This window comes from Halobacillus sp. Marseille-P3879, from assembly GCF_900240285.1.
In the GTDB taxonomy this organism is placed as follows: domain Bacteria; phylum Bacillota; class Bacilli; order Bacillales; family Halobacillaceae; genus Halobacillus_A.
Genome location: NZ_OESS01000002.1, coordinates 137,234 through 157,434 on the forward strand (window position 1 = coordinate 137,234; position 20,201 = coordinate 157,434).

Sequence of the window (20,201 nt, forward strand, 5' to 3'; positions counted from 1 at the left end):
TCGCTTCAATGTATTTTAGGAAAATGATAGGATAATAGATAAGAAGAAGTGAGGAGAGGTGAGCCCGTGGGCATTCAATTTTTACTTGGGCGTTCAGGCAGTGGAAAAGGCACGCGCTGCCTTGAGGAAATAAGATCACGATTAGCCGAGGAGCCTGGTGGTGCACCTATACTGTATATTGCCCCCGATCAAATGACGTTTCAGCAGGAATATACTCTGCTGACGCAGGGAGATATTGAAGGTTCGATCCGGGCTCAGGTTTTTAGTTTCTCACGGCTGGCCTGGCGTGTTTTGCAGGAAACGGGCGGGGGAACGAAGAAATTTATTAGTTCAACTGGTGTACAAATGATGCTCCGGAAAATTATAGAGGAACGGACTTCTGATTGGAAAGTTTTTCAGAAGGCCATTGAAAAACAAGGGTTCGTTGAACAATTAGAAAATATGATAACTGAATTTAAAAGGTATCAGGTAACGCCGGCTGCTCTTCATGCTCAAATGGAACAGATGGACCAATTTATGCATCGGACGAGCCATGAAGAAGGTTTACGCGATAAGCTGGATGATTTAACTTACATTTATGACCGTTTAGTAGATGCTTTGCGGGAGCAGTACATTGATAGTGAAGATCAACTTCAGCTTTTATCTGAAAAAATTCCTGAAGCTGCGTTCTTAAACGATGCTGAAGTCTATATAGATGGATTTCATAGTTTTACCCCGCAGGAGTATACCGTTATAGAAGCATTACTTAAGAAATGTCGTAACGTTAAAGTTACATTAACCGCAGATAAACCTGCTAATGATGAAAGTGAAGAGCTCGATTTATTTCATGAAACGAATGAGACGTTTTTAAAATTGAGTCAGATGGCTGAAGAATCAGGGGCAGGGGTAGAGAAAGTAGAGATTCTTGATGAAAAGAGAGGACGTTTTGAAAACAGACCGGCCCTCCGTCATTTAGAGAAGTATTTTGATCATCGCCCTGCCCCAGTGTTTGAAGGTGCTCCCCCGATTAAAATTGCTGAAGCTGTCCATCCCAGGGCTGAAGTAGAGGGGGCCGCTCAAGAGATTTTGCGTTTAGTTAGGGAAGAGGGTTACCGATATAAGGACATTGCCGTTCTCATACGTGAACCAAATGTGTATCATAGTTTGATTAACACGTTATTTGGAGACTATGGAATTCCTGTCTTTATCGACGAAAAACGAACAATGCTGAATCACCCCTTAATCGAATTAATACGGTCAGGTCTCGATGTAGTTGAAGGGAATTTCCGTTATGATGCTGTGTTTCGTTTATTGAAAACAGGTTTTATTCCTTCTACTGACCGTCGTTATCCTTTGGATGAGGAAGCTATTGATGAAATTGAAAATTATGTTCTTGAGTACGGCATCCGTAAAAGGGAGCGCTGGTTTAGTAAAGACCCATGGGTTTACCAACGGTTTAGAGGTTTTGAAAATGCTGCCCAAACTGATGAGGAAAAAGACAAACAAGAGCGGATTAACGCGTACCGGTTTCAAATTACTCAAGTACTGGAACCGCTGGATCAGGAGCTCCGGGAAGCAGACACGATTGCCGAACGTGCGAAAGCGATCTATCAATGGCTTGACCGCTTACACGTACCTGCACAGTTAGAGAACTGGCGGGCTCATTATGATGAGCGAGGCGAAATCGAGAGGGGAAGGGAGCAAGAACAAGTATGGGATGAAGTTCTCCGCCTGTTAGATGAGGCCGTTGAAATTGCTGGTGATGAGAAAGTATCGCTGCAAGTGTTCAGAAATACGATAGAAAGCGGGCTTGAATCATTAACTTTCTCCCATGTACCGCCTAGCATGGATCATGTCGTTGTCGGAGATGTAGACCGATCTCGAATTACAGGTATTAAAGCCTCGTTTTTACTCGGGGTTACAGACGGCGTATGGCCAATGAAACCGTCTGGTGACGGAATGATGTCGGAGAAAGAAAGAGAAATTTTATCCGAAAGTGGTTTGCAGCTTGCGGAAGGGGCAGCCAGACAGCTGCTTGATGATCGTTTTTATATGTATTTGGCTTTAACAATGGCTAAAGACCACTTATGGGTCAGTTACCCGTTAAGTAATGAAGAAGGTAAATCTAAAGTGGCCTCCCAGATCGTGCAGAGGCTGGATGAGCTTTTTCCTGAAATTAAAGAACACATTACGCTCCAGGATGCTGATGACCTGTACGATGCAGAGCGTTTCATATCAACCCCTCTAAAAACCAGATCGGCATTGACTTCACAACTCGCTCGATATTTAAGAGGTTATCCAATTGAGAAGGTATGGTGGAATATTCTTAACTGGTATGTAGAAAATGAAGAAAGCGGAGGGCTGACGTACCACGTTCTCCAGAGTCTTTTTTATAGAAATAAACCTGTCCATTTATCAAAAAGCACGAAGGACCAGTTGTTTAGTGCTTCTGTAAAAACGAGTGTGTCACGGCTTGAGACGTATCATCGCTGTTCGTATCAGTACTTTGCTGGTCACAGTTTGAACTTGCAGGAACGAAAAACGTACAAGCTTGATGCACCTGATATCGGTCAGCTTTTTCATGAGGCATTGAAGCAAATAACAGAGTGGGTGCAGCAGGAGGGACGTGACTTCTCTCAACTCGATCAGCGGGAAACCACAAGGTATGCAGAGAAAGCCACAAACCTGCTGGCTCCGATACTTCAAAATCAAATTCTTCACAGCTCCAACCGCCATCACTATATTAAATATAAGCTGCAGGGGGTTATCGCAAGAGCTGCATTTATATTAAGCGAGCAGGCGAGAAAAAGTCATTTCTCACCTGTCGGACTCGAGCTCGGTTTTGGACTCGAGCAAAATTCAAAGCTTCCTCCATTAACGCTGGGGCTTCCTAATGGGCATGAGCTGATGCTGAGGGGGAGAATCGACCGCGTAGACCGTGCTTTAAATGAAGAAGAACTGTATCTGCGAATTATTGACTATAAATCCAGTGCTAAGGGCTTGGATTTAGTTGACGTGTATTATGGGCTTTCCTTGCAAATGCTGGCTTACCTGGATGTTGTTCTTTCCAATGCCGAGCATTGGCTTGGGTCGAAGGCTTTACCTGCTGGTGTTCTTTATTTCCATGTCCACAACCCAATGATTTCCGGAAAACAATTGATCTCAGATGATGAAATTGAGCAGGAAATTTTTAAAAAGTTTAAAATGTCCGGGCTGCTTCTGGAAGATGAACAGCTCGTCTCCATGATGGACACCACTCTTGAAAAAGGAAGAAGCCAGATTGTACCCGCAGGATTAAAAGCAGACGGAGGGTTTTACAAAGGGTCTAAAACACTGGAGGATGAAAAGTTTGAGCAGCTCAGAGGATATATCCGCAAGCTGATGCAGGACGCAGGTCAGCGGGTGACAGACGGCGAGGTGGCCTTGAATCCTTTTCTTAAAGATGATCAAGCTGCTTGTGATTACTGTTCATTCCGATCTGTTTGTCAATTTGATCCATCACTTGAGGACCATAATTTCCGCAGGCTAAAGCATTTAAAGGAAGATGAAGTCATACAGCAGATGACACAGCGAAAGGAGAATGACCGTGGTCAGCTGGACTAAAGAACAGGAACGAGCGATTTATACCCAGGGAAAAAATATTCTCGTCTCAGCGGCTGCAGGTTCTGGTAAAACAGCAGTCCTTGTAGAGCGGATTATTCAGAAGCTTTTGAACAAAGAAGCTCCGGCCGACATTGATTCTTTGCTCGTTGTAACTTTTACAAACGCTGCAGCTCAAGAAATGAGAAATCGAGTAGGAGCAGCCCTAAGCAAAGCTTTAGAGACCAATCCTGAATCAAGACACTTAAAGAAACAGCTTTCTCTTTTACAGAATGCTTCAATATCAACACTTCACTCTTTCTGTATGGATGTCGTGCGGAGGTATGCCTACCTGCTTGATTTAGATCCCGGCTTTAGAATTGCGGATGATGTAGAAGCGGATTTAATCCGCCAGGAAGTGCTTGAGGATTTATTTGAAGATTGGTACGGAAGAGAAGGGGAGGAACAGCAGCGGTTTTTTGATGTCGTAGACCGGTTCTCAAGCGACCGGAACGATCTTGACGTTGAAAAACTCGTTCTCGATCTCCATACCTTTTCCATGCAGAATCCTTGGCCGGAAGAATGGCTGAAAGATATGGTTGCTATGTATCAAGAGTCCAATACAGAAAACCAAGAAAATCTCTCCTGGCTTAAGCTGCTTAAACGGGATGTTAACAGTCAGCTTGATTCGATGGAAGCTGAAATTCAGCAGCTGTTGGATTTAACCCGTGAAGCGGATGGACCTTCAAGCTATGGGGAAACGGCAGTACAGGATTTAGAAATGGTGCAGCAGGCGAAAGGTGCATTGGCTATTTCCTGGGAAGAGCTGCAATCGTATATGAGCACAAGTAAGTTTGCCGCATTATCCCGTAAGAAAATGGATTGCGATGAAGCCAAAAAGGAACGAGCTAAAAAAATAAGAGATCGTTACAAGAAACGCTGGATGAGCATGAAGGAAGAATGGTTCCAACGCAGGTTGGAAAATTATTTGCAAGATATGCAGGCTCTTCATCCTGTTATGAGCCAGCTCGCTTTTATTGTGCAGGATTTTCATAAACGCTACCAGCAGCTGAAGAAGGAAAAAGCACTTGTGGATTTTTCGGATTTAGAGCACTATTGTCTCCAGGTCCTTCTTGATGAAACATCTACTAAAGATCAGCTGGTGCCTTCGTCTGTAGCAAAAGGTTTTCGTGAGCAATTCTCAGAAGTTCTTATCGATGAATATCAGGACACGAACCTAGTACAGGAAACGCTGCTCCGTTTGTTAACAGACGGGCCGGAAGCAGGTCATTTATTTATGGTGGGGGATGTTAAACAAAGTATCTACCGCTTCCGCCATGCCGAACCCTCGCTGTTTCTTACGAAGTATCAGCTGTACGGTCAGCCGGACCATGAGGGTGAACGAATTGACCTTGCTCGTAACTTCCGCAGCCGCAAGCAAGTGTTAGATGCAGCAAATTATGTCTTCCGTCAGGTGCTTGATGAAGAGGTTGGTGAAATGAATTATGAGCCAGAAGCAGAATTAATTTACAGCAACAGTGTATATGATGAGAATCCTTCTGATTATGCAAAAGCTGAGCTGTTAATTATAGACCGGGAAGTCAAAGAGGAGTCTTCTGGGGAAGAAGGTTTCGAGGATTTAGAAAAAGCACAGCTTGAAGCAAGGGCTTATGGAAAGAAAATTCGTAATTGGCTCGGATATGGTGAAGAAGACGCTTTGCAAGTTGTCGATAAGGAAACCGGTGTGAAGCGGCCTGTGCAATATCGTGATATTGTAATATTAATGCGTTCTATGACATGGGCTTCCACGATTGTGGATGAATTAAAGCAGCAGGGGATTCCTGTCTATGCTGAGCTTTCGACAGGTTACTTTGAAGCTATAGAAGTTAAAGTTATGCTTAATCTGTTGAAGATTATTGATAACCCGTTGCAGGATATTCCGCTGGCATCCGTGTTGAAATCTCCGATTGTAGGGTTAAATGAAGATGAATTGATGCAGCTGCGTCTGGAGGAGAAAAAAGTAAGCTACTATGAATCCATTAAGAAGGCTGCAGGAAAAACAGAATCAAGTGAAAAAATTAATCGTTTTCTGCACCAGCTTCATCAATTTCGTGAGCAGGCCCGGCAAGGAGCTTTATCTGATTTAATCTGGCAGATCTATCGGGAAACGGGATATTACGATTTTGTTGGCGGGATGCCCGGCGGTCGTCAGCGTCAGGCTAATTTACGGGCGCTGTATGATCGGGCAAGATCCTATGAATCCACCTCCTTTAGAGGATTGTTCCGTTTTCTTCGGTTTATTGAGCGTATGGAAGATCGTGGAGACGACCTCGGAGCAGCTCGAGCCCTCGGGGAACAAGAAGATGTTGTCCGGATTATGACAATCCATAAGAGTAAAGGACTTGAATTTCCTGTAGTTCTGCTTGGTGCTATGGATAAACAGTTTAATATGATGGATTTAAAAGAACGATATCTCCTCCATAAAGATTATGGCTTTGGATCAAGGTATATTGATCCTCATAAACGCCTCATGTATCCGACTCTTGCTTATCATGCGATTAAAAGAGTAAAGCTGCGGGAACTGTTGGCTGAAGAGATGCGTGTTTTATATGTAGCGTTAACAAGAGCGAAGGAGAAACTGGTGATGGTCGGAAACGTAGCCTCATTTGAGAAGAAACAAGAGAAGTGGCTAACTCTTGCAGACCACCCGGATTGGGTCCTTCCACCTCATGACCGTCTGGATGCCAAATCCTATCTGGATTGGGTAGGACCTTCATTAATTCGTCATGAAGACAGTGATCAGTTAAGAAAAGAAGGTGTAGAAGTTAAAACATCTGAGGAAATTGAAAAGGATGCATCTGAATGGATTATTCATCTATCACATGGTAGTGAATATGCTGTCGTAGAAGAACTGGAAAAACAACGCGATGAAAAACTTCAGCAACGGATCGAACAATGGCAGCCCGTTGAAGTAGAAGCAGATAGCCGGGCAGAGCGGCTCAATTTCCAATATCCATATGAAAAGGCTGCTTATTCAAGAGCGAAACAGACTGTAACAGAAATTAAGCGGCAGCGCGAATTCTTAGATGAATACTCAAGTGATCAACTTCTAACTCCTTACCGCGCTCCTCTTGTGAAACGCCCGAGGTTCATGCAGGAAAAAAAAGGATTATCAGCAGGCGAAATAGGAACGGCGATGCATACAGTGATGCAGCATCTTCCTCTTGATAAACCGAAGACAGAACAGGAAGTAGAGGAGTTTGTCGAGTACCTTGTTCATAAAGAAATCCTGCGCAGGGAAGAAGCGGATGAGATTAATCATCACGCGATTTCAAGCTTTTTTCATACTCCTATTGGAAAGCTTTTTCAGCAAGCGGAGCAAATCGAACGAGAGGTTCCGTTCAGCCTGGCCCTTCCAGCTAATGAAGTGTACGGAGATTGGAATGAATCAACAACGGAGGAGAAAGTTTTCATCCAGGGGGTTATTGACGCTGTCGTTCCATATGGTGAGGGCTGGCTTATCCTTGATTACAAAACAGATGCCATCCCTGATGGGGAAAAAGCTGAGGAACAGTTAAAAGACAGGTATAGAACCCAAATTCATTTGTATAAGACGGCGCTTGAAAAAATTTGGAAAAAACCGGTAGAGAAAACCTGTCTTTATTTCTTTAACGGTCCGCTGACCTTGGAGGTGGAATAGCTTGGAAGAAGCTTGCGAGCTCTGTCATAGGAATCCTGTCAAAACGACAGAGCACCATTTAATTCCTAAGCAGCATGGAGGAACCAATGGACCTACCGCTGTGTTGTGCAGTGCATGTCATCGTCAAATTCATGCTCTGTTCACAAACGAAGAGCTGGCCGGATTTTACCACTCGCTTGAACGATTAGCTGACTACCCTGGTATGAAGAGATACTTAGGGTGGGTAAAGAAGCAAGCATCTGAGAAGAGAATAGCGACCAGAACTTCAAATCGTAAAAAGCGTTAAAAAGGTGCGGCTGTCAAAGCCGCACCTTTTATTTTAGGCGCCTCCTACATTCTGATCATTCACGTCCGGGTCTACAGGCTGGACATTACTAAATCCGTTATAGGTAGCGATAAAGTCACCGGTATTGGATGAACCAGAGCCAGTTATTGTTTTAGCTGAACTTTTAGGAGAAATGTAAAACGAATCTCCGAAATTCACCACTCCTCCACTGATACTATTGATACGGAAAGGACCAATAATAGATGGCATCACGAAGTCCTCCTTATCTGCTTACTGCTATAGCGTATGAAAAAAGTAATGTTACTGTTCTTTATCTAATATACGAATATGCTTTAGTCTAGATTCCCCGTCGACATAATCAATTCCTCCGATCTGGACAAGCCCAGCTGTTGAGGCACCAGTCACGTGAACATGTTTCACCTGAATCGTTGGATAGTGGTGGATGAACTGGGTTTCAATTCTAATAGGAGCTTTTGGAGGAGAGAGCTTTGCTGTATATATAGGATAATCTGTTAAATCAGTCCAGTCACTTAACACTTTCGTTTCTTCTTGTACAGCTAGAACGTCTGAGCGTGGACGGAAATGACCAAGATCTCCAATCAGCAGACCGGATCCTATCGTTATAGTGTGCGCGTTTACATGGTGCACGTCAGCCAGTCGGTTGCTATTCATTATCCTCTGTCTCCTCCACTGGGGTTGCATAGGGGCCGATGATTAAAGATTCTGGAGGGGTATCAAAGTATGAACGCAGCCGAATGGTGCGGTTGTCCCCGATAAGAAATAACGAAGAGGTCGTAACGCTCGTCACATGAACATTTCCTATATTGAATTCATGGTTATGAACGGTAAACTTCATGAAGCACCTCCGCTTTTATATTGTTCTAAATATTGAGTCACAGACCTTTGAATCTCTTCAGCTACCCTTTGAGTAATTTCTTCATTGGTCAAATTAGGTTCTTTCCGTTTATGTTCTTTAAAGCGCTCTGGGAGCTGTTGGTTAATATCTTTTATCATGTGATCGCGATGATCATTTGGTAAGTCAAGTTTATGATTCACCACATAATCATCAATTGCCTGAGGCACGGCATGCCCCATCAGTTCATCTAAATAAGGTTCATCAGTTTGTCCGGTGTATAAGTCTTCGATATTTCCTTCTCCTGAGCCGGTTGGAGTCAGGCCGATCTGGAGGGTACCTTCCAATGTTTCAATTTTCAGCTGATCAAAATGATATTCTATTTTCTCAATGACTGTTTTTGTCTGTTCCCTCGATTGCAAATGCTCTAGCTTTTGGGTGAGTTCTTCAATCAGGCGCTGCTGCTGTTGCATTTGCTCCATCATCTGCTGAATCCATTGATCCCACGAATAGTAGTTGTTCATTTGCGATCACCCCTTTCTAGCATATGCCGTTAAATGAAAAGACTTGCCTATGAGGTCGTAAGAGGGACAAGTGGACCAGAATCAGCTTCAGGAATATAGACCTCTCCTTCTTTTGGCTCGGGCTCTTTCGCAGGCTCGACAAAACCGCCGGAATTATATAAATCCGCCTGGGCCTGGATGACCCCTGAGCTGCCAATTTGGATAATAGAGGAATTGGCAACTGTACCGATCTTAATATAACGTATCGATATCGTCTGGTAGATCGTCATGTTCATACAGCTTCCTCCTACTCATTAAAAGATTGATCGATCAACTCTTTATCATTTATATAAGTTTCTGCTTTATCGAGATGGATTCGTATGCCATTTCCCGTGTTAAACGAACCGCCCCCGGCAAAAGTCTTTGTAGCTGCATAAGGGGACATGCTGAAGACATCTCCTATATTAAATACGCCGGATGAAGAGACAGTAATTACTTTAACGAAACCAACCTTTGCGGGCATGAGCTTTCTCCTTTCTACATCTATATGTAAGAACATTGTGTAAATATCGTAATAAAAGTAAAATGAAATCAATAAGGGGGAATAACATTGGAACAACAGGCCTCACCTTTACAAGAAAAAGAACGGCTGAGCTGGCTGGATGCTGCTCGTGGTTTGGCGATTTTTGGTATTTTTATGGTCAATGTTCCTGCTTTCAACGCGCCTTATTTTCTATACGGCGGGGAGGAACAGTTTTGGCCGTCGCCTACTAGTCAGTTTATCCAAACGTTTATCGATATTTTTTTCCAGGCCAGTTTCTATACCTTATTTTCGCTCATGTTCGGATTTGGACTGTATATGATGAAAAGCCGTTTGGAGCAGAGGGCAGTACATTACGGCCCGGTTATTTTTAGGCGCCTTATTATATTAATTGGGTTTGGTACCATCCATGCATTCTTAATCTGGCATGGAGATATTCTGCTCTCGTATGGCGTATTCGGACTGGTGATGTTTGCTTTCTTTAAAGCATCTCAAAAAACACTACTGGTCACTGCATTAAGCATGCTGGGCTTTCTCATCGTTCCGTTAACGTTAGGAATGTACGCTGTCCGCAGTAAACTCGGCACGTTTAATTCACATGAAGAAGTGAAGGCTGCAACACAGAATTATGGGGAAGGATCTATGATTAATATTTGGCAGCAGAACTTCGCCGACTGGACATACAGTAATAATATTGGAACTTTACCGCTGCTGGCTTTATCTTTGATACCTATGTTTTTAATTGGTGCATATATTGCTAAAAAGGGATGGCTTCATAAACCACAGGTCCACCTCTCAGAGATAAAAAAGTGGTGGGCGGGAACAGGCCTACTATTTATATTATTTAAAGCCGGCCCATATGTGATAGGGAATCCTGAATGGTTCCAATTAATGCAGGATAATATAGGGGGGTCAGCTTCAGCTGTCTTTTACTTACTATCAGTAACGCTCGCTTATCGTACTTCTGCAGGAAGGAAGGTGCTTCAGCCGCTGACCTGGGTTGGAAGAATGTCCTTATCTAATTATATTTTTCAATCTGTGATCTGTTTCCTTCTTTTCTATTCAGTTGGGTTTGGCTGGTATGGGGAAGTCACGCCGCTTGCAAGTACAGGGATTGTTATTATTGTGTTCAGCCTGCAGATTGTTTTGAGTAAAATATGGATTCAAAGCTACCCGTACGGTCCGCTCGAATGGCTTTGGAGAACATTGACGTACGGTAAGATCCAGCCGTTAAAGCGAACTGACAGTCAGGCTTCTTAAGAAAGGGAGGATCACATGAATAGGGGAGAGCTGAAGAAGGAATCTGAGAAGTGGGTTAAAGAAGGAGTCATAAGCTCTGATCAGAGAAACAGGATTTTAAGCCGTTATGAGAAAAATACTAGACATCTGGTGCTGCTTACATTTGCAGCACTGTTTATCGGCCTCGGTTTTCTTACATTTATCGCATCAAATTGGTCCGCGCTGACAGATTTGGTTAAGATGGCGATTATCCTGTTCTTCCTTCTTGTATTTTACGGGGCGGGTTTCTGGTTCTATAACAAAAAATCAAAATCTGTCGGCTTAAGTCTCCTTATTGTCGCTTTAAGTGTATTTGGAGCAGGTATATTTCTGACCGGGCAGATGTATCACTTCACTTCGTTTACGGCTTTTCCATTCTTTATTTGGTCCCTCGCTGCTTTCGGGCTGCTCATTGTCTTTCAGGAGTCTCTTTTATTTATAGCTGCATTAGTTATTATAACGGCTGGACAGATATACAGCGGAAGTGTCTATCAGGAGTTTTATATTCCTTTAGGGATATTGTTTATCGCAGGACTTGGCATGATCTTATACAAAAAAGGGAACCGTCTGCTTACCGGTTTATTCGCTGTCAGCTATGCTGTTCAATCGATTGTTTTTATTTTTTCTCATGGCTGGTCTTATTATTGGCTGATCTTATTATTCCTGGTTCTTTACATCGTAAGCCACTTTCCTTATGGTCGGATCCACTTAAAACCGTTTGGAGCGATTGCCGTATTTTCTATATTTATCATCAATGTGTTTCAGGTGTTCCTGCTAGGTTATGAAAGTGAAGATGTCGAGTATTCTAATCTCTTTTTTTTAAGTTGGTCGATCCTGTTTATCTATGCTGTTATTCAATCAGCTATGGAGTCTACAAAATTCAAGTGGATTGATTTAGTATTATTTATTCCTGTCTTTCGGATAGGGGCTGGAGATTTATTATCGCTGTTGTTATTGTTTATCTACTCACTAGGCTGGTTATTAGCAGGTTACCGCAAGGAACGTTCAGACTGGGTGGCTAAGGGAACTATTGCCTTCCTAATCACGACGTTCATTACTTACTTTCAATTGGCATGGGCTTTTATGGACCGCTCCATTTTCTTCTTCACTGGAGGCCTTTTATTATTTATCCTCAGTTTCTTTCTTGAAAGAAAGCGCCGTCAAGTTAAAGGGGGAGAGCACATATGAAACGCCTTCTGTTTTATACGGTTGTCGGAATGCAGGCTCTCTTTCTGATCGGTATGTCGGTTTCGTACTATGCAATGGATCACTGGGGCGAAACAATATGGCTTGAAACTGAACCAGTTGACCCCCGCGATCCATTTTACGGTGACTATGTGACACTTCACTACGAGATTGAAAGCTTTAAGGATGAGCGCTGGCAGGGAGAAGAACCTCCAGAGCGCGGTGATAAGGTATATCTGATCGTAGAAGAAGGGGAGAACAATAGGTTTGAATTAGTAAAAGCTTCTCAGAGTTCTTCAAAGTTATCCGAAGGTCAAGTAGAGATCAAGGCTGTATACCAATGGCATAATCCCACAGAGAACGAACACCAGGTCAGCATAGGCTTAAACCGGTATTTTATAGAGGAGGATACGGGGGAAGATTTTGAACGAACAGACCGATATGTTGTGGAAATAGTAGCAGCGCCGTGGGGACAGAAAAAAATTAATTCCATTGAATAAACTAAACAAGCTTCGGGAGCAGTTCCCGAAGCTTGTTTGTCTATGAGCTTAACACTTCTGTAATTTGTTCAATGGCCCAGTCAAGGTCAGCTTTATCGATGGTTAGAGGAGGAGCAAAACGAATCACGTTTTCGTGCGTTTCTTTGCACAGAAGACCTTTTTCTTTAAGGTCTTCACAGTAAGGTCTTGCTGGTTCAGTCATTTCCACTCCAATAAACAACCCTTTCCCGCGAATTTGTTTTATCTTTGGATTGTCTACTTTGCTCAATTCTTCTTTCATGTACGTTCCAAGCTCTAGTGAGCGGTCTGCTAATTTTTCTTCCTCAATGACATCCAGTGCTGCCATAGAAACCGCGCTTGCCAGCGGATTACCTCCAAACGTAGAGCCGTGGGAGCCTGGATTAAACACACCGAGGATCTCTTTATTGGCTACCACACAGGAAATAGGGAATACACCGCCTCCAAGTGCTTTACCTAAGATTAAAACGTCTGGAGAAACATCCTCCCAGTCACAGGCGAACATTTTTCCGCTTCGCCCTAAGCCAGCTTGAATTTCATCTGCAATAAAAAGAATATTCTGTTCTTTACACACTTCATAAGCTTCTTTCAGGAAGCCTTCCGGAGGTATGACGATCCCGGCTTCTCCCTGAATTGGCTCGAGGAGAAAGCCTGCGGTATTTTCAGTAATTGCATCTTTTAAAGCATCAATATCACCGTATGGAACTAATTTAATGCCAGGGAGCAGAGGTCCAAAGCCACGCTGGTATTCTTCTTCAGAAGATAAAGAAACAGCTGTTAATGTACGGCCGTGAAAATTACCTTCACAGGCAATGATTTCAGCCTTCCCGTCTGGGACGCCTTTTTCATCATAAGCCCAGCGCCGCGTTGCTTTAATTGCTGTCTCCACTGCTTCCACTCCCGTGTTCATCGGAAGAGCCATTTCTTTATTAGTCAGCTTACATACTTTTTCATACCATGGACCAAGCTGGTCATTGTGAAATGCGCGCGAAGTCAAAGTAACACGAGAGGCCTGGTCTTGAAGGGCTTGGATAATTTTAGGGTGACGGTGTCCTTGATTAACAGCTGAATAAGCACTGAGCATATCCATATAACGATTGCCCTCAGGGTCTTCTACCCAAACCCCTTCAGCTTTTGAAATAACAATTGGTAAAGGATGATAGTTTTTAGCACCATATTCCTGCGTCTGATCAATAATTTGTTGACTTTGGACTGTCATGATATCCCTCCGTATTCATTAGAAACTTCACGTACAGTATAACAGTTTTTATAACAATTTTCTCACTAATAAAAAAATATTAAATGAAAGCTTATTTCGAGAAAAAAGGACAAACACATGGTATGATGAAGGAAGATTTATGATAGATTGAAGGAGGAATATTGTTGGCACACTTACATATTACCTCATGGGTAATTGCATTTGCATTAGTTGGACTGGTTACAACGTTTACAAGAAGCGGTAATGAAAGAGCAGCGAAAATATCCCACATGATCTTAAGAGCAGACTATCTATTAATCTTATACTCTGGCGGTTCTTTGTTCGCCTTGTATATGGGATCAGACCAGATTGGACTGGCGATTATTAAAATGCTTATTGGACTATGGGTAATTGCAGCAATGGAAATGGTCACTATGAAGTATAAAAAGAAAAAACCTGCCGGTATGTGGTGGGCTCAATTGGTAATTGCCGGTATTATAGCGTTAATTCTCGGCTTTGGGTTCTTACCACTGGGAATTCTCCCGGCATAAAATAAGACCTGCATGTTTTTCTGACATGCAGGTCTTTTACATGTAAAAGGGGGGATGGTTATGCTTGTTGACTGCTATTGGGGGAAGCAGTGATAACCTTTCCTAATAGTAATGATAATCATTATCAGTTGAAAAGTCAACAGGTTTTTACGAAAAACTTCATAGATTCCAAGCCCAGCGTCATACCTTATATTATGATGCTTTTTTATACGCTTAAAACCAGCCTAGGGAGAGCGTATTATTGTAAAACTTGTTCAGCTCGTCGATTGACGCTGGAAAGTAAAAAGGAAGGTGACGCCTGTGTGCGGGTTTGTAGGGTGGGTAAATACCCGGAGCAGAGAAGAAGATAAGCTTTTAATTATTGATCAGATGGCTGAAACCATTGATCATAGAGGTCCTGATGATTATCAGAAGTGGGTGCAGGGCCCGGCTGGATTCGGTCACCAAAGGCTCATTGTTGTTGATCCAAAAGGTGGAGTCCAGCCCATGGTCCGCCAGGCAAATAATGAAGAATACGTGCTTTGCTATAATGGAGAATTATACAATACGGAAGAAGTCAGGGATGAGTTGAAAGCTAAGGGTTGGACGTTTAATGGGCATTCAGATACAGAAGTTGTGCTGGTCAGCTATATGGAGTGGGGCGAGGAATGCCTCAAAAAGTTTAACGGAATTTTCGCTTTTAGTGTGTGGGAGATAAACAAGCAGCGGCTCTTTATTGCTAGAGATCGTCTCGGAGTAAAACCGTTGTTTTACAGTGAACAAAAAAATGGCATTATTGTAGCTTCTGAAATAAAAGCAATTCTGGCTCATCCCGATAAACAGGCCTCAATAGCAGAGGAAGGAGTGCTGGAAATCCTCACATTAGGTCCTTCCAGAACTCCAGGTCACGGAGTGTTTGAAGGGATAGATGAACTCAGACCGGGTTTTTGTGCCTCCTGGCAGCACGGTATTCTTTCTGTGAAACGTTATTGGAATGTAGAGAGCCACCCGCATCATTCTTCTTTTAAAGAAACAGTCGAGAAGGTACGGGAATTGTTTACCGATGCTGTTGAAAGACAGTTAGTCAGTGATGTGAAACTGGGAACATTCTTATCCGGCGGAGTAGACTCAAGTGCCATCACTTCAATTGCAGCAGAGCACTATAAAAAAGAAGGACTTGGTGCATTGCAGACTTTTTCTATAGACTACGAAGAGCAGGGAAAATTTTTTAAAAGTAATTCATTTCAGCCGGACCGCGACCTTACGTATATTCAAATGGTACAAATGGCTCACCAGACGAAACACTATACGTTGGAAGCCAGTGTTGAAGATCTTGTGTCCAGACTGAAACGTTCTGTGGAACTTCGGGATCTTCCGGGGATGGCGGATGTCGATTCCTCGCTTCTCTGGTTCTGTGAACGAATAAAAAATCACGTGACAGTTTCTTTATCCGGAGAATGCGCAGATGAAATCTTTGGTGGTTATCCATGGTTTTATCGTAAAGAAGATCGTGACCGAAAAGGGTTTCCGTGGATTCGATCCATTAAAGAGCGCCAAAAACTAATAAGAAATGATGTATCAAAGAGATATGATATGGAAAAATATATGCTGGACCGCTATCATGATTCAATCGGAGAAGCGCCGCTCCTTAAAGGAGAATCGTTCGAGGCTTCAAAGCATCGGCAAATGCTGTATTTAAACATGAACTGGTTCATGCAGACGCTTCTGGAGAGAAAAGACAGAATGAGTATGGGGGCAAGCCTCGAAGTAAGAGTGCCATTTAGTGACCATCGGATCGTGGAGTACGCTTACAATATCCCCTGGGAAATGAAGCACCACGGGGAACAGGAAAAAGGATTGTTGAGAGAGGCATTAAGGGGTGTCCTGCCCGATAAAGTGTTAAAGAGGAAGAAAAATCCTTATCCTAAGACCTTTCATCCTAATTACACGAAGGCCGTTACTGCTTGGATGGATGAAATATTAAGTGTACCTCAAGCTCCAATTTTTGATTTATTTGATCATAAAGAACTGCAAACATTGAATGAATCTCAAGGCAGAAGCATTGATAAACCATGGTTTGGGCAGCTTATGACCGGACCTCAATTAATTGCTCACCTCTGTCAAATCAACCATTGGCTTACTGTGTACAACATTAAAATTAATTAAATAACCGTGTTATTCAGGCTGTCGAGAAAATCGGCAGTCTTATTTATCGTTTTTTAAGGGTTATTTACTTTGTGTCCCCCCTTTAAGAACCTTAATAATTTCTGCGATTTATTTTTCTCAGAGGAAAGATATTCGTTTCCGGATTGACGGCTGAAGTTACAGGGGATAATCTTAAGATAGAGAAATCAATGAGGGGGAACGGAAGATGAGAAAACTGTTAACGTTTCTCATGCTGATTCCGTTTCTTCTTTTTTGCGCCCATAAGTCAGATGCGGCTGAAAAAGAAGAGCGAAAATGGCAGGATGAAAGCATTTATTTTGTGATGGTAGATCGGTTTATGAATGGTGACAGGGACAATGATTACGAAGTGGATACGGACGACCCTGCTGCGTACCACGGCGGGGACTTACAAGGAGTGATCGACCAGCTCGACCATATTGAAGAGTTGGGATTCACTACTCTCTTAATCAGCCCCATTATGGATAATGAAGAGAAGGGATACCATGGTTATTGGATTCAAGACTTTATGGAAGTGGAAGAGCATTTTGGAACAATGGAGGATGCTCAAAGACTTGTGAAAGAAGCCCATGACCGTGACATAAAAGTGATTTTTGATTTTGTTGTTAGTCATACGGGCGAACAGCATCCATGGCTTGAAGATAATGAAAAAACAGAATGGTTTCACGAAGAACAATCAACTCCGGGTGAAGATCAACAGCATTTCAAAAGCAGCTGGATGGAGGGACTGCCCGATTTAAATACAGAAAACCCTCAAGTTAGGCAATATTTATTTGATGCCGCTGAATATTGGATTCAAGAGACGAATGTAGATGGATTTCGGTTGAACGATGGAAATCATGCCTCTAAGGATTTTTGGAATGAGTTTAGTGACCGTGTGAAGTCAGTAGACGAAGATTTCTTCTTGCTTGGTGATGTGCGGAGTGAAGACCCTGAATCTGTTTCCGAGTATGAATCTACCGGTATGGACAGCTTTTCGAATTACCTTTATTATAACGAAGCCATTGAGGTTTTCGATTCTGTAGATGGTTCATTGTCAGGCCTGTCCCATGTACTGGACAAAAATGAACAATCCTTCGAAGAGCCATATTTATTAGGGAATTTTATCGACAATCAAGCCAGTAAACGGTTTACTAGAATAGCAGCTGATGATAATGAAAATCCTATTACTCGCTGGAAGCTTGCTTTAACCCATCTGTTTACAGCTCCTGGAATCCCGGTTGTTTATTATGGCAGTGAAGTTCCGCTTGATGGAGGTGATAGTCCTGATAATCACCGAATGATGGATTTTAAAGGGACTAATGAAGAATTGCAGCAACGTATTGAAAAGCTGAATTCCATGCGAGATGAATTCCCGGCGCTCACTCGTGGAAGTTATGAGGAGCTCTTTAATGAAGATGGGATGGCTGTTTATAAGCGTGAATTTGAAGGTCAGACGATGGTGATCGCGATTAATAATGCTTCGGGCACAAGGTCAGCTGACCTTACGGATTTACCTGATGACCATCAAATGCGGGGGCTGCTTGAGGACGGAGTCATACGCCAGGCAAATGATAATGCTTATAAGTTAGGGATGGAACGTGAAACAGCGGATGTTTTTGTGGTGGAAGAAGATCATGGCCTGAATTGGTTATTTATAGGGTTTGTGGGATGTATACTGCTGCTGTTTGTTATTGCGGTCGCATGGATCACTCTAAAAAATAAGCGTGAGGGGCAAAAAACTGAGGCACTATAATATATGATGTTCGGCAGTCGAAGGTAAATTAATTTATTTCAGAAGGTGAAGGATATGGGAGTAACGATTAAAGAGGTAGCAAAAGCAGCTGGTGTCGCACCGTCCACCGTTTCTCGAGTCATAGCTGATAATCCACGAATTAGTCCGGCTACAAAGAAAAAAGTGAAAAAAGCAATGAAAGAGATGGGGTATCATCCGAATGCAAATGCACGAGGGTTAGCAAATCGTTCTACTCAGTCGTTAGGAGTTGTTATGCCTTCTGGTACGAATAAAGCTTTGCAAAACCCCTTCTTCCCTGAAGTATTGCGGGGGATTAGTACTGTGGCTCATAAGCTTGATTACTCAATTTTATTATCTACGGGTGAAAAAGACACAGAAATTCTCGAGGGTATCCAGCGTATGGTTTATGCAAACCGCGTGGATGGGATCATCTTGCTTTATTCTCAGGTAAATGATCCTGTACTTCACTTTCTGCTCGAAAAGGATTTTCCATTTGTGGTCATTGGGAAACCGAGTGAGAGAATTGATGAGGTTACTCATGTGGACAACGATAATATTCGCAGCGGGAAAACTATTACAAATTACTTAATAGAGCTTGGTCATGAGAACATAGCATTTATTGGGGGATCTATGGATTTAATGGTAACCCTTGACCGAATGAGGGGCTATCAGCTTGCAATTGAAGAGGCAGGGCTTCCTTACTTAGATGAATTTCGCATCCATACAGAATTCCTGGAATCAGGCGGACAGCATGCGGTCCGTGAATTGTTTAATTTAGCGGTTCCACCAACAGGACTTGTGATTGCTGACGATCTAATGAGTATCGGGGTCGTTCACATGCTGGAGGAGTTTGGTATGATTGTACCTGAAGACGTGTCGATCGTTAGCTTTAACAATGTTTATCTTTCTGAAGTAGCTCGGCCCCCGCTTACTACAGTCGATATACATATTTATGAATTAGGTGTTCAGGCAGCTAAATGTTTAATTGATAAAGTGAAAAATAAACTCGAACCTGCAAAACGTATTATTGTTCCCTTTACGATTGAATACCGTCAGTCAGTAAAGTCAATGGGTAGAACGCAGAGCGACTAAAAAAGAAGAAGCGGTTAAGCTTCTTCTTTTTTCATGTTTTAAGAAATTATAAAATTCCAAGCCGTGGAGAAATTTCCTTTTAGAGAAATTCCGGCGCCTATGCCTTTGTTCTGGCATTTATTGAGGCTGGTCATTTAAGAAAAATAACGCAATTGTACCTGGGCCGGCATGAGCTCCGATTACAGCACCTACCATTTCAATATGGATGTCTTTTGTCCCAAACTCTTCTTTAATCATAGCAGAAAGCTTTTGAGCGGTTTCAATGTCATCTCCATGGCTGATGGCAATCCGCTGTTGATCGAGGGATACACCTCGTTCTTTCATTAGATCAATCATGCGTTTTAATACTTTTTTTGAGCCGCGGATTTTTTCCAGAGGAATCAGCTTTCCGTTGTCGACATGTAACAATGGTTTAATTTTCAGAAGGCTGCCGACAAAGGCGGCAGTTTTACTCACGCGACCACCCCGATATAAATACTCGAGGTCATCTACAGTAAAAATATGCTCCATGTGGTCTGAATAATATCGGCCTGTTTGGACAATTTCATTAATACTTTTTCCTTCTTGTGCAAGCTCCGCTGCTCTTATTATAATGAGTCCGTACCCTAGTGAAGCAGCTTTAGTGTCAATCACTTCGAACTGAGCTTCAGGCTGCCCTTCTTTAATCTCCTGTTCAATCATTTTTGCAGTTTGATAGGTACCCGAGAGTTCTGAGGAAAAAGCAAAGTAAATAAATGGTTTTCCTTGTTCGACGTAAGTCGTAAACGTTTTACGGAATGCTTCCGGAGAAACTTGTGATGTCTTCGGAGCTTCTCCATTTCTCATTAAGGAATAGACTTTTTCCGGTGTGATAGATTTTCCGTCTTCATATTCTTTATCTCCAATCGTCACACCCAGGGGTAAGCATTCAACATTCATCTTATGTAGGTAATCTAAGGATAGGTCACATGCTGAATCACTAATAATCGCTACACTCATCTCTTCACCTACTGTCTTTAGGATTATATACTGTTAAGTTTAGGCTTAAGTGGAAGGATAGT

At 42.6% G+C, this 20,201-nt stretch carries 18 protein-coding genes; 10 read left to right on the forward strand and 8 right to left on the reverse strand.

What is annotated here, in order from left to right; all coding sequences use genetic code 11:
• Positions 1-66 precede the first annotated feature (66 nt).
• From addB to C1A12_RS08450, 3 genes are read left to right on the forward strand one after another with little or no spacing between them, the layout of a single operon-like run.
• Positions 67-3,582 (forward strand): helicase-exonuclease AddAB subunit AddB, encoded by a 3,516-nt coding sequence (gene addB / locus C1A12_RS08440; RefSeq protein ID WP_101843440.1) that lies wholly within the window; start codon positions 67-69, stop codon positions 3,580-3,582.
• Complete coding sequence (gene addA / locus C1A12_RS08445) at positions 3,566-7,258, forward strand: helicase-exonuclease AddAB subunit AddA (protein WP_101843441.1); 3,693 nt, start codon at positions 3,566-3,568, stop codon at positions 7,256-7,258. Before addB ends, addA begins: the two co-directional genes overlap by 17 nt.
• Position 7,259: 1 nt before the next feature.
• Positions 7,260-7,544: an HNH endonuclease gene (locus C1A12_RS08450; protein ID WP_101843442.1), complete on the forward strand. Its 285-nt coding sequence runs from the start codon at positions 7,260-7,262 to the stop codon at positions 7,542-7,544.
• 33 nt (positions 7,545-7,577) lie between these two features.
• On the opposite strand, the gene C1A12_RS08455 is transcribed toward C1A12_RS08450, so the two are convergent.
• The 6 genes from C1A12_RS08455 to C1A12_RS08480 are packed head-to-tail and all read right to left on the reverse strand — an operon-like array spanning position 7,578 to position 9,423.
• Positions 7,578-7,793 carry a spore germination protein gene (locus tag C1A12_RS08455; RefSeq protein ID WP_101843443.1) on the reverse strand — a complete coding sequence of 72 codons (216 nt, stop codon included), beginning with the start codon at positions 7,791-7,793 and terminating at the stop codon, positions 7,578-7,580.
• Between the two features lie 51 nt (positions 7,794-7,844).
• A complete protein-coding gene (locus C1A12_RS08460) occupies positions 7,845-8,216 on the reverse strand; it encodes a spore germination protein GerPE (RefSeq protein WP_159462170.1) in 372 nt (123 codons plus the stop codon).
• Entirely contained in the window at positions 8,209-8,400 is a 192-nt protein-coding gene (locus C1A12_RS08465) for a spore gernimation protein GerPD (RefSeq protein ID WP_101843445.1), read from the reverse strand. Before C1A12_RS08465 ends, C1A12_RS08460 begins: the two co-directional genes overlap by 8 nt.
• Positions 8,397-8,921, reverse strand: coding sequence for a spore germination protein GerPC (gene gerPC / locus C1A12_RS08470; protein ID WP_101843446.1), 525 nt, complete (start codon positions 8,919-8,921; stop codon positions 8,397-8,399). Before gerPC ends, C1A12_RS08465 begins: the two co-directional genes overlap by 4 nt.
• Positions 8,922-8,968: 47 nt before the next feature.
• Positions 8,969-9,196, reverse strand: a complete 228-nt coding sequence (locus tag C1A12_RS08475) for a spore germination protein GerPB (protein WP_101843447.1) — start codon at positions 9,194-9,196, stop codon at positions 8,969-8,971.
• An 11-nt stretch (positions 9,197-9,207) separates the two neighbouring features.
• Complete coding sequence (locus C1A12_RS08480; protein WP_101843448.1) at positions 9,208-9,423, reverse strand: spore germination protein; 216 nt, start codon at positions 9,421-9,423, stop codon at positions 9,208-9,210.
• 87 nt (positions 9,424-9,510) lie between these two features.
• On the opposite strand from C1A12_RS08480, the gene C1A12_RS08485 reads away from it, so the two are divergent.
• The 3 genes from C1A12_RS08485 to C1A12_RS08495 are packed head-to-tail and all read left to right on the forward strand — an operon-like array spanning position 9,511 to position 12,404.
• Entirely contained in the window at positions 9,511-10,701 is a 1,191-nt protein-coding gene (locus tag C1A12_RS08485) for a DUF418 domain-containing protein (protein ID WP_101843449.1), read from the forward strand.
• Between the two features lie 15 nt (positions 10,702-10,716).
• Positions 10,717-11,907 (forward strand): DUF2157 domain-containing protein, encoded by a 1,191-nt coding sequence (locus C1A12_RS08490; protein WP_101843450.1) that lies wholly within the window; start codon positions 10,717-10,719, stop codon positions 11,905-11,907.
• Complete coding sequence (locus tag C1A12_RS08495; protein ID WP_101843451.1) at positions 11,904-12,404, forward strand: GDYXXLXY domain-containing protein; 501 nt, start codon at positions 11,904-11,906, stop codon at positions 12,402-12,404. Before C1A12_RS08490 ends, C1A12_RS08495 begins: the two co-directional genes overlap by 4 nt.
• Before the next feature lie 40 nt (positions 12,405-12,444).
• Here the strand turns inward: C1A12_RS08495 and C1A12_RS08500 are convergent, their stop codons facing one another.
• Entirely contained in the window at positions 12,445-13,641 is a 1,197-nt protein-coding gene (locus tag C1A12_RS08500) for an ornithine--oxo-acid transaminase (protein ID WP_101843452.1), read from the reverse strand.
• Between the two features lie 164 nt (positions 13,642-13,805).
• Here C1A12_RS08500 and C1A12_RS08505 point away from each other — a divergent pair, with 164 nt between their 5' ends.
• The 4 genes from C1A12_RS08505 to C1A12_RS08520 all read left to right on the forward strand — a co-directional run bounded on the left by C1A12_RS08505 (position 13,806) and on the right by C1A12_RS08520 (position 19,161).
• Positions 13,806-14,171 carry a YisL family protein gene (locus tag C1A12_RS08505; protein ID WP_101843453.1) on the forward strand — a complete coding sequence of 122 codons (366 nt, stop codon included), beginning with the start codon at positions 13,806-13,808 and terminating at the stop codon, positions 14,169-14,171.
• Between the two features lie 300 nt (positions 14,172-14,471).
• Positions 14,472-16,316, forward strand: coding sequence for an asparagine synthase (glutamine-hydrolyzing) (gene asnB, locus C1A12_RS08510; protein WP_101843454.1), 1,845 nt, complete (start codon positions 14,472-14,474; stop codon positions 16,314-16,316).
• A 205-nt stretch (positions 16,317-16,521) separates the two neighbouring features.
• Positions 16,522-18,069: an alpha-amylase family glycosyl hydrolase gene (locus C1A12_RS08515; RefSeq protein ID WP_101843455.1), complete on the forward strand. Its 1,548-nt coding sequence runs from the start codon at positions 16,522-16,524 to the stop codon at positions 18,067-18,069.
• A 54-nt stretch (positions 18,070-18,123) separates the two neighbouring features.
• Positions 18,124-19,161: a LacI family DNA-binding transcriptional regulator gene (locus tag C1A12_RS08520; protein ID WP_101843456.1), complete on the forward strand. Its 1,038-nt coding sequence runs from the start codon at positions 18,124-18,126 to the stop codon at positions 19,159-19,161.
• Between the two features lie 117 nt (positions 19,162-19,278).
• Here the strand turns inward: C1A12_RS08520 and C1A12_RS08525 are convergent, their stop codons facing one another.
• Complete coding sequence (locus C1A12_RS08525; RefSeq protein WP_101843457.1) at positions 19,279-20,139, reverse strand: DegV family protein; 861 nt, start codon at positions 20,137-20,139, stop codon at positions 19,279-19,281.
• Positions 20,140-20,201: the final 62 nt, after the last annotated feature.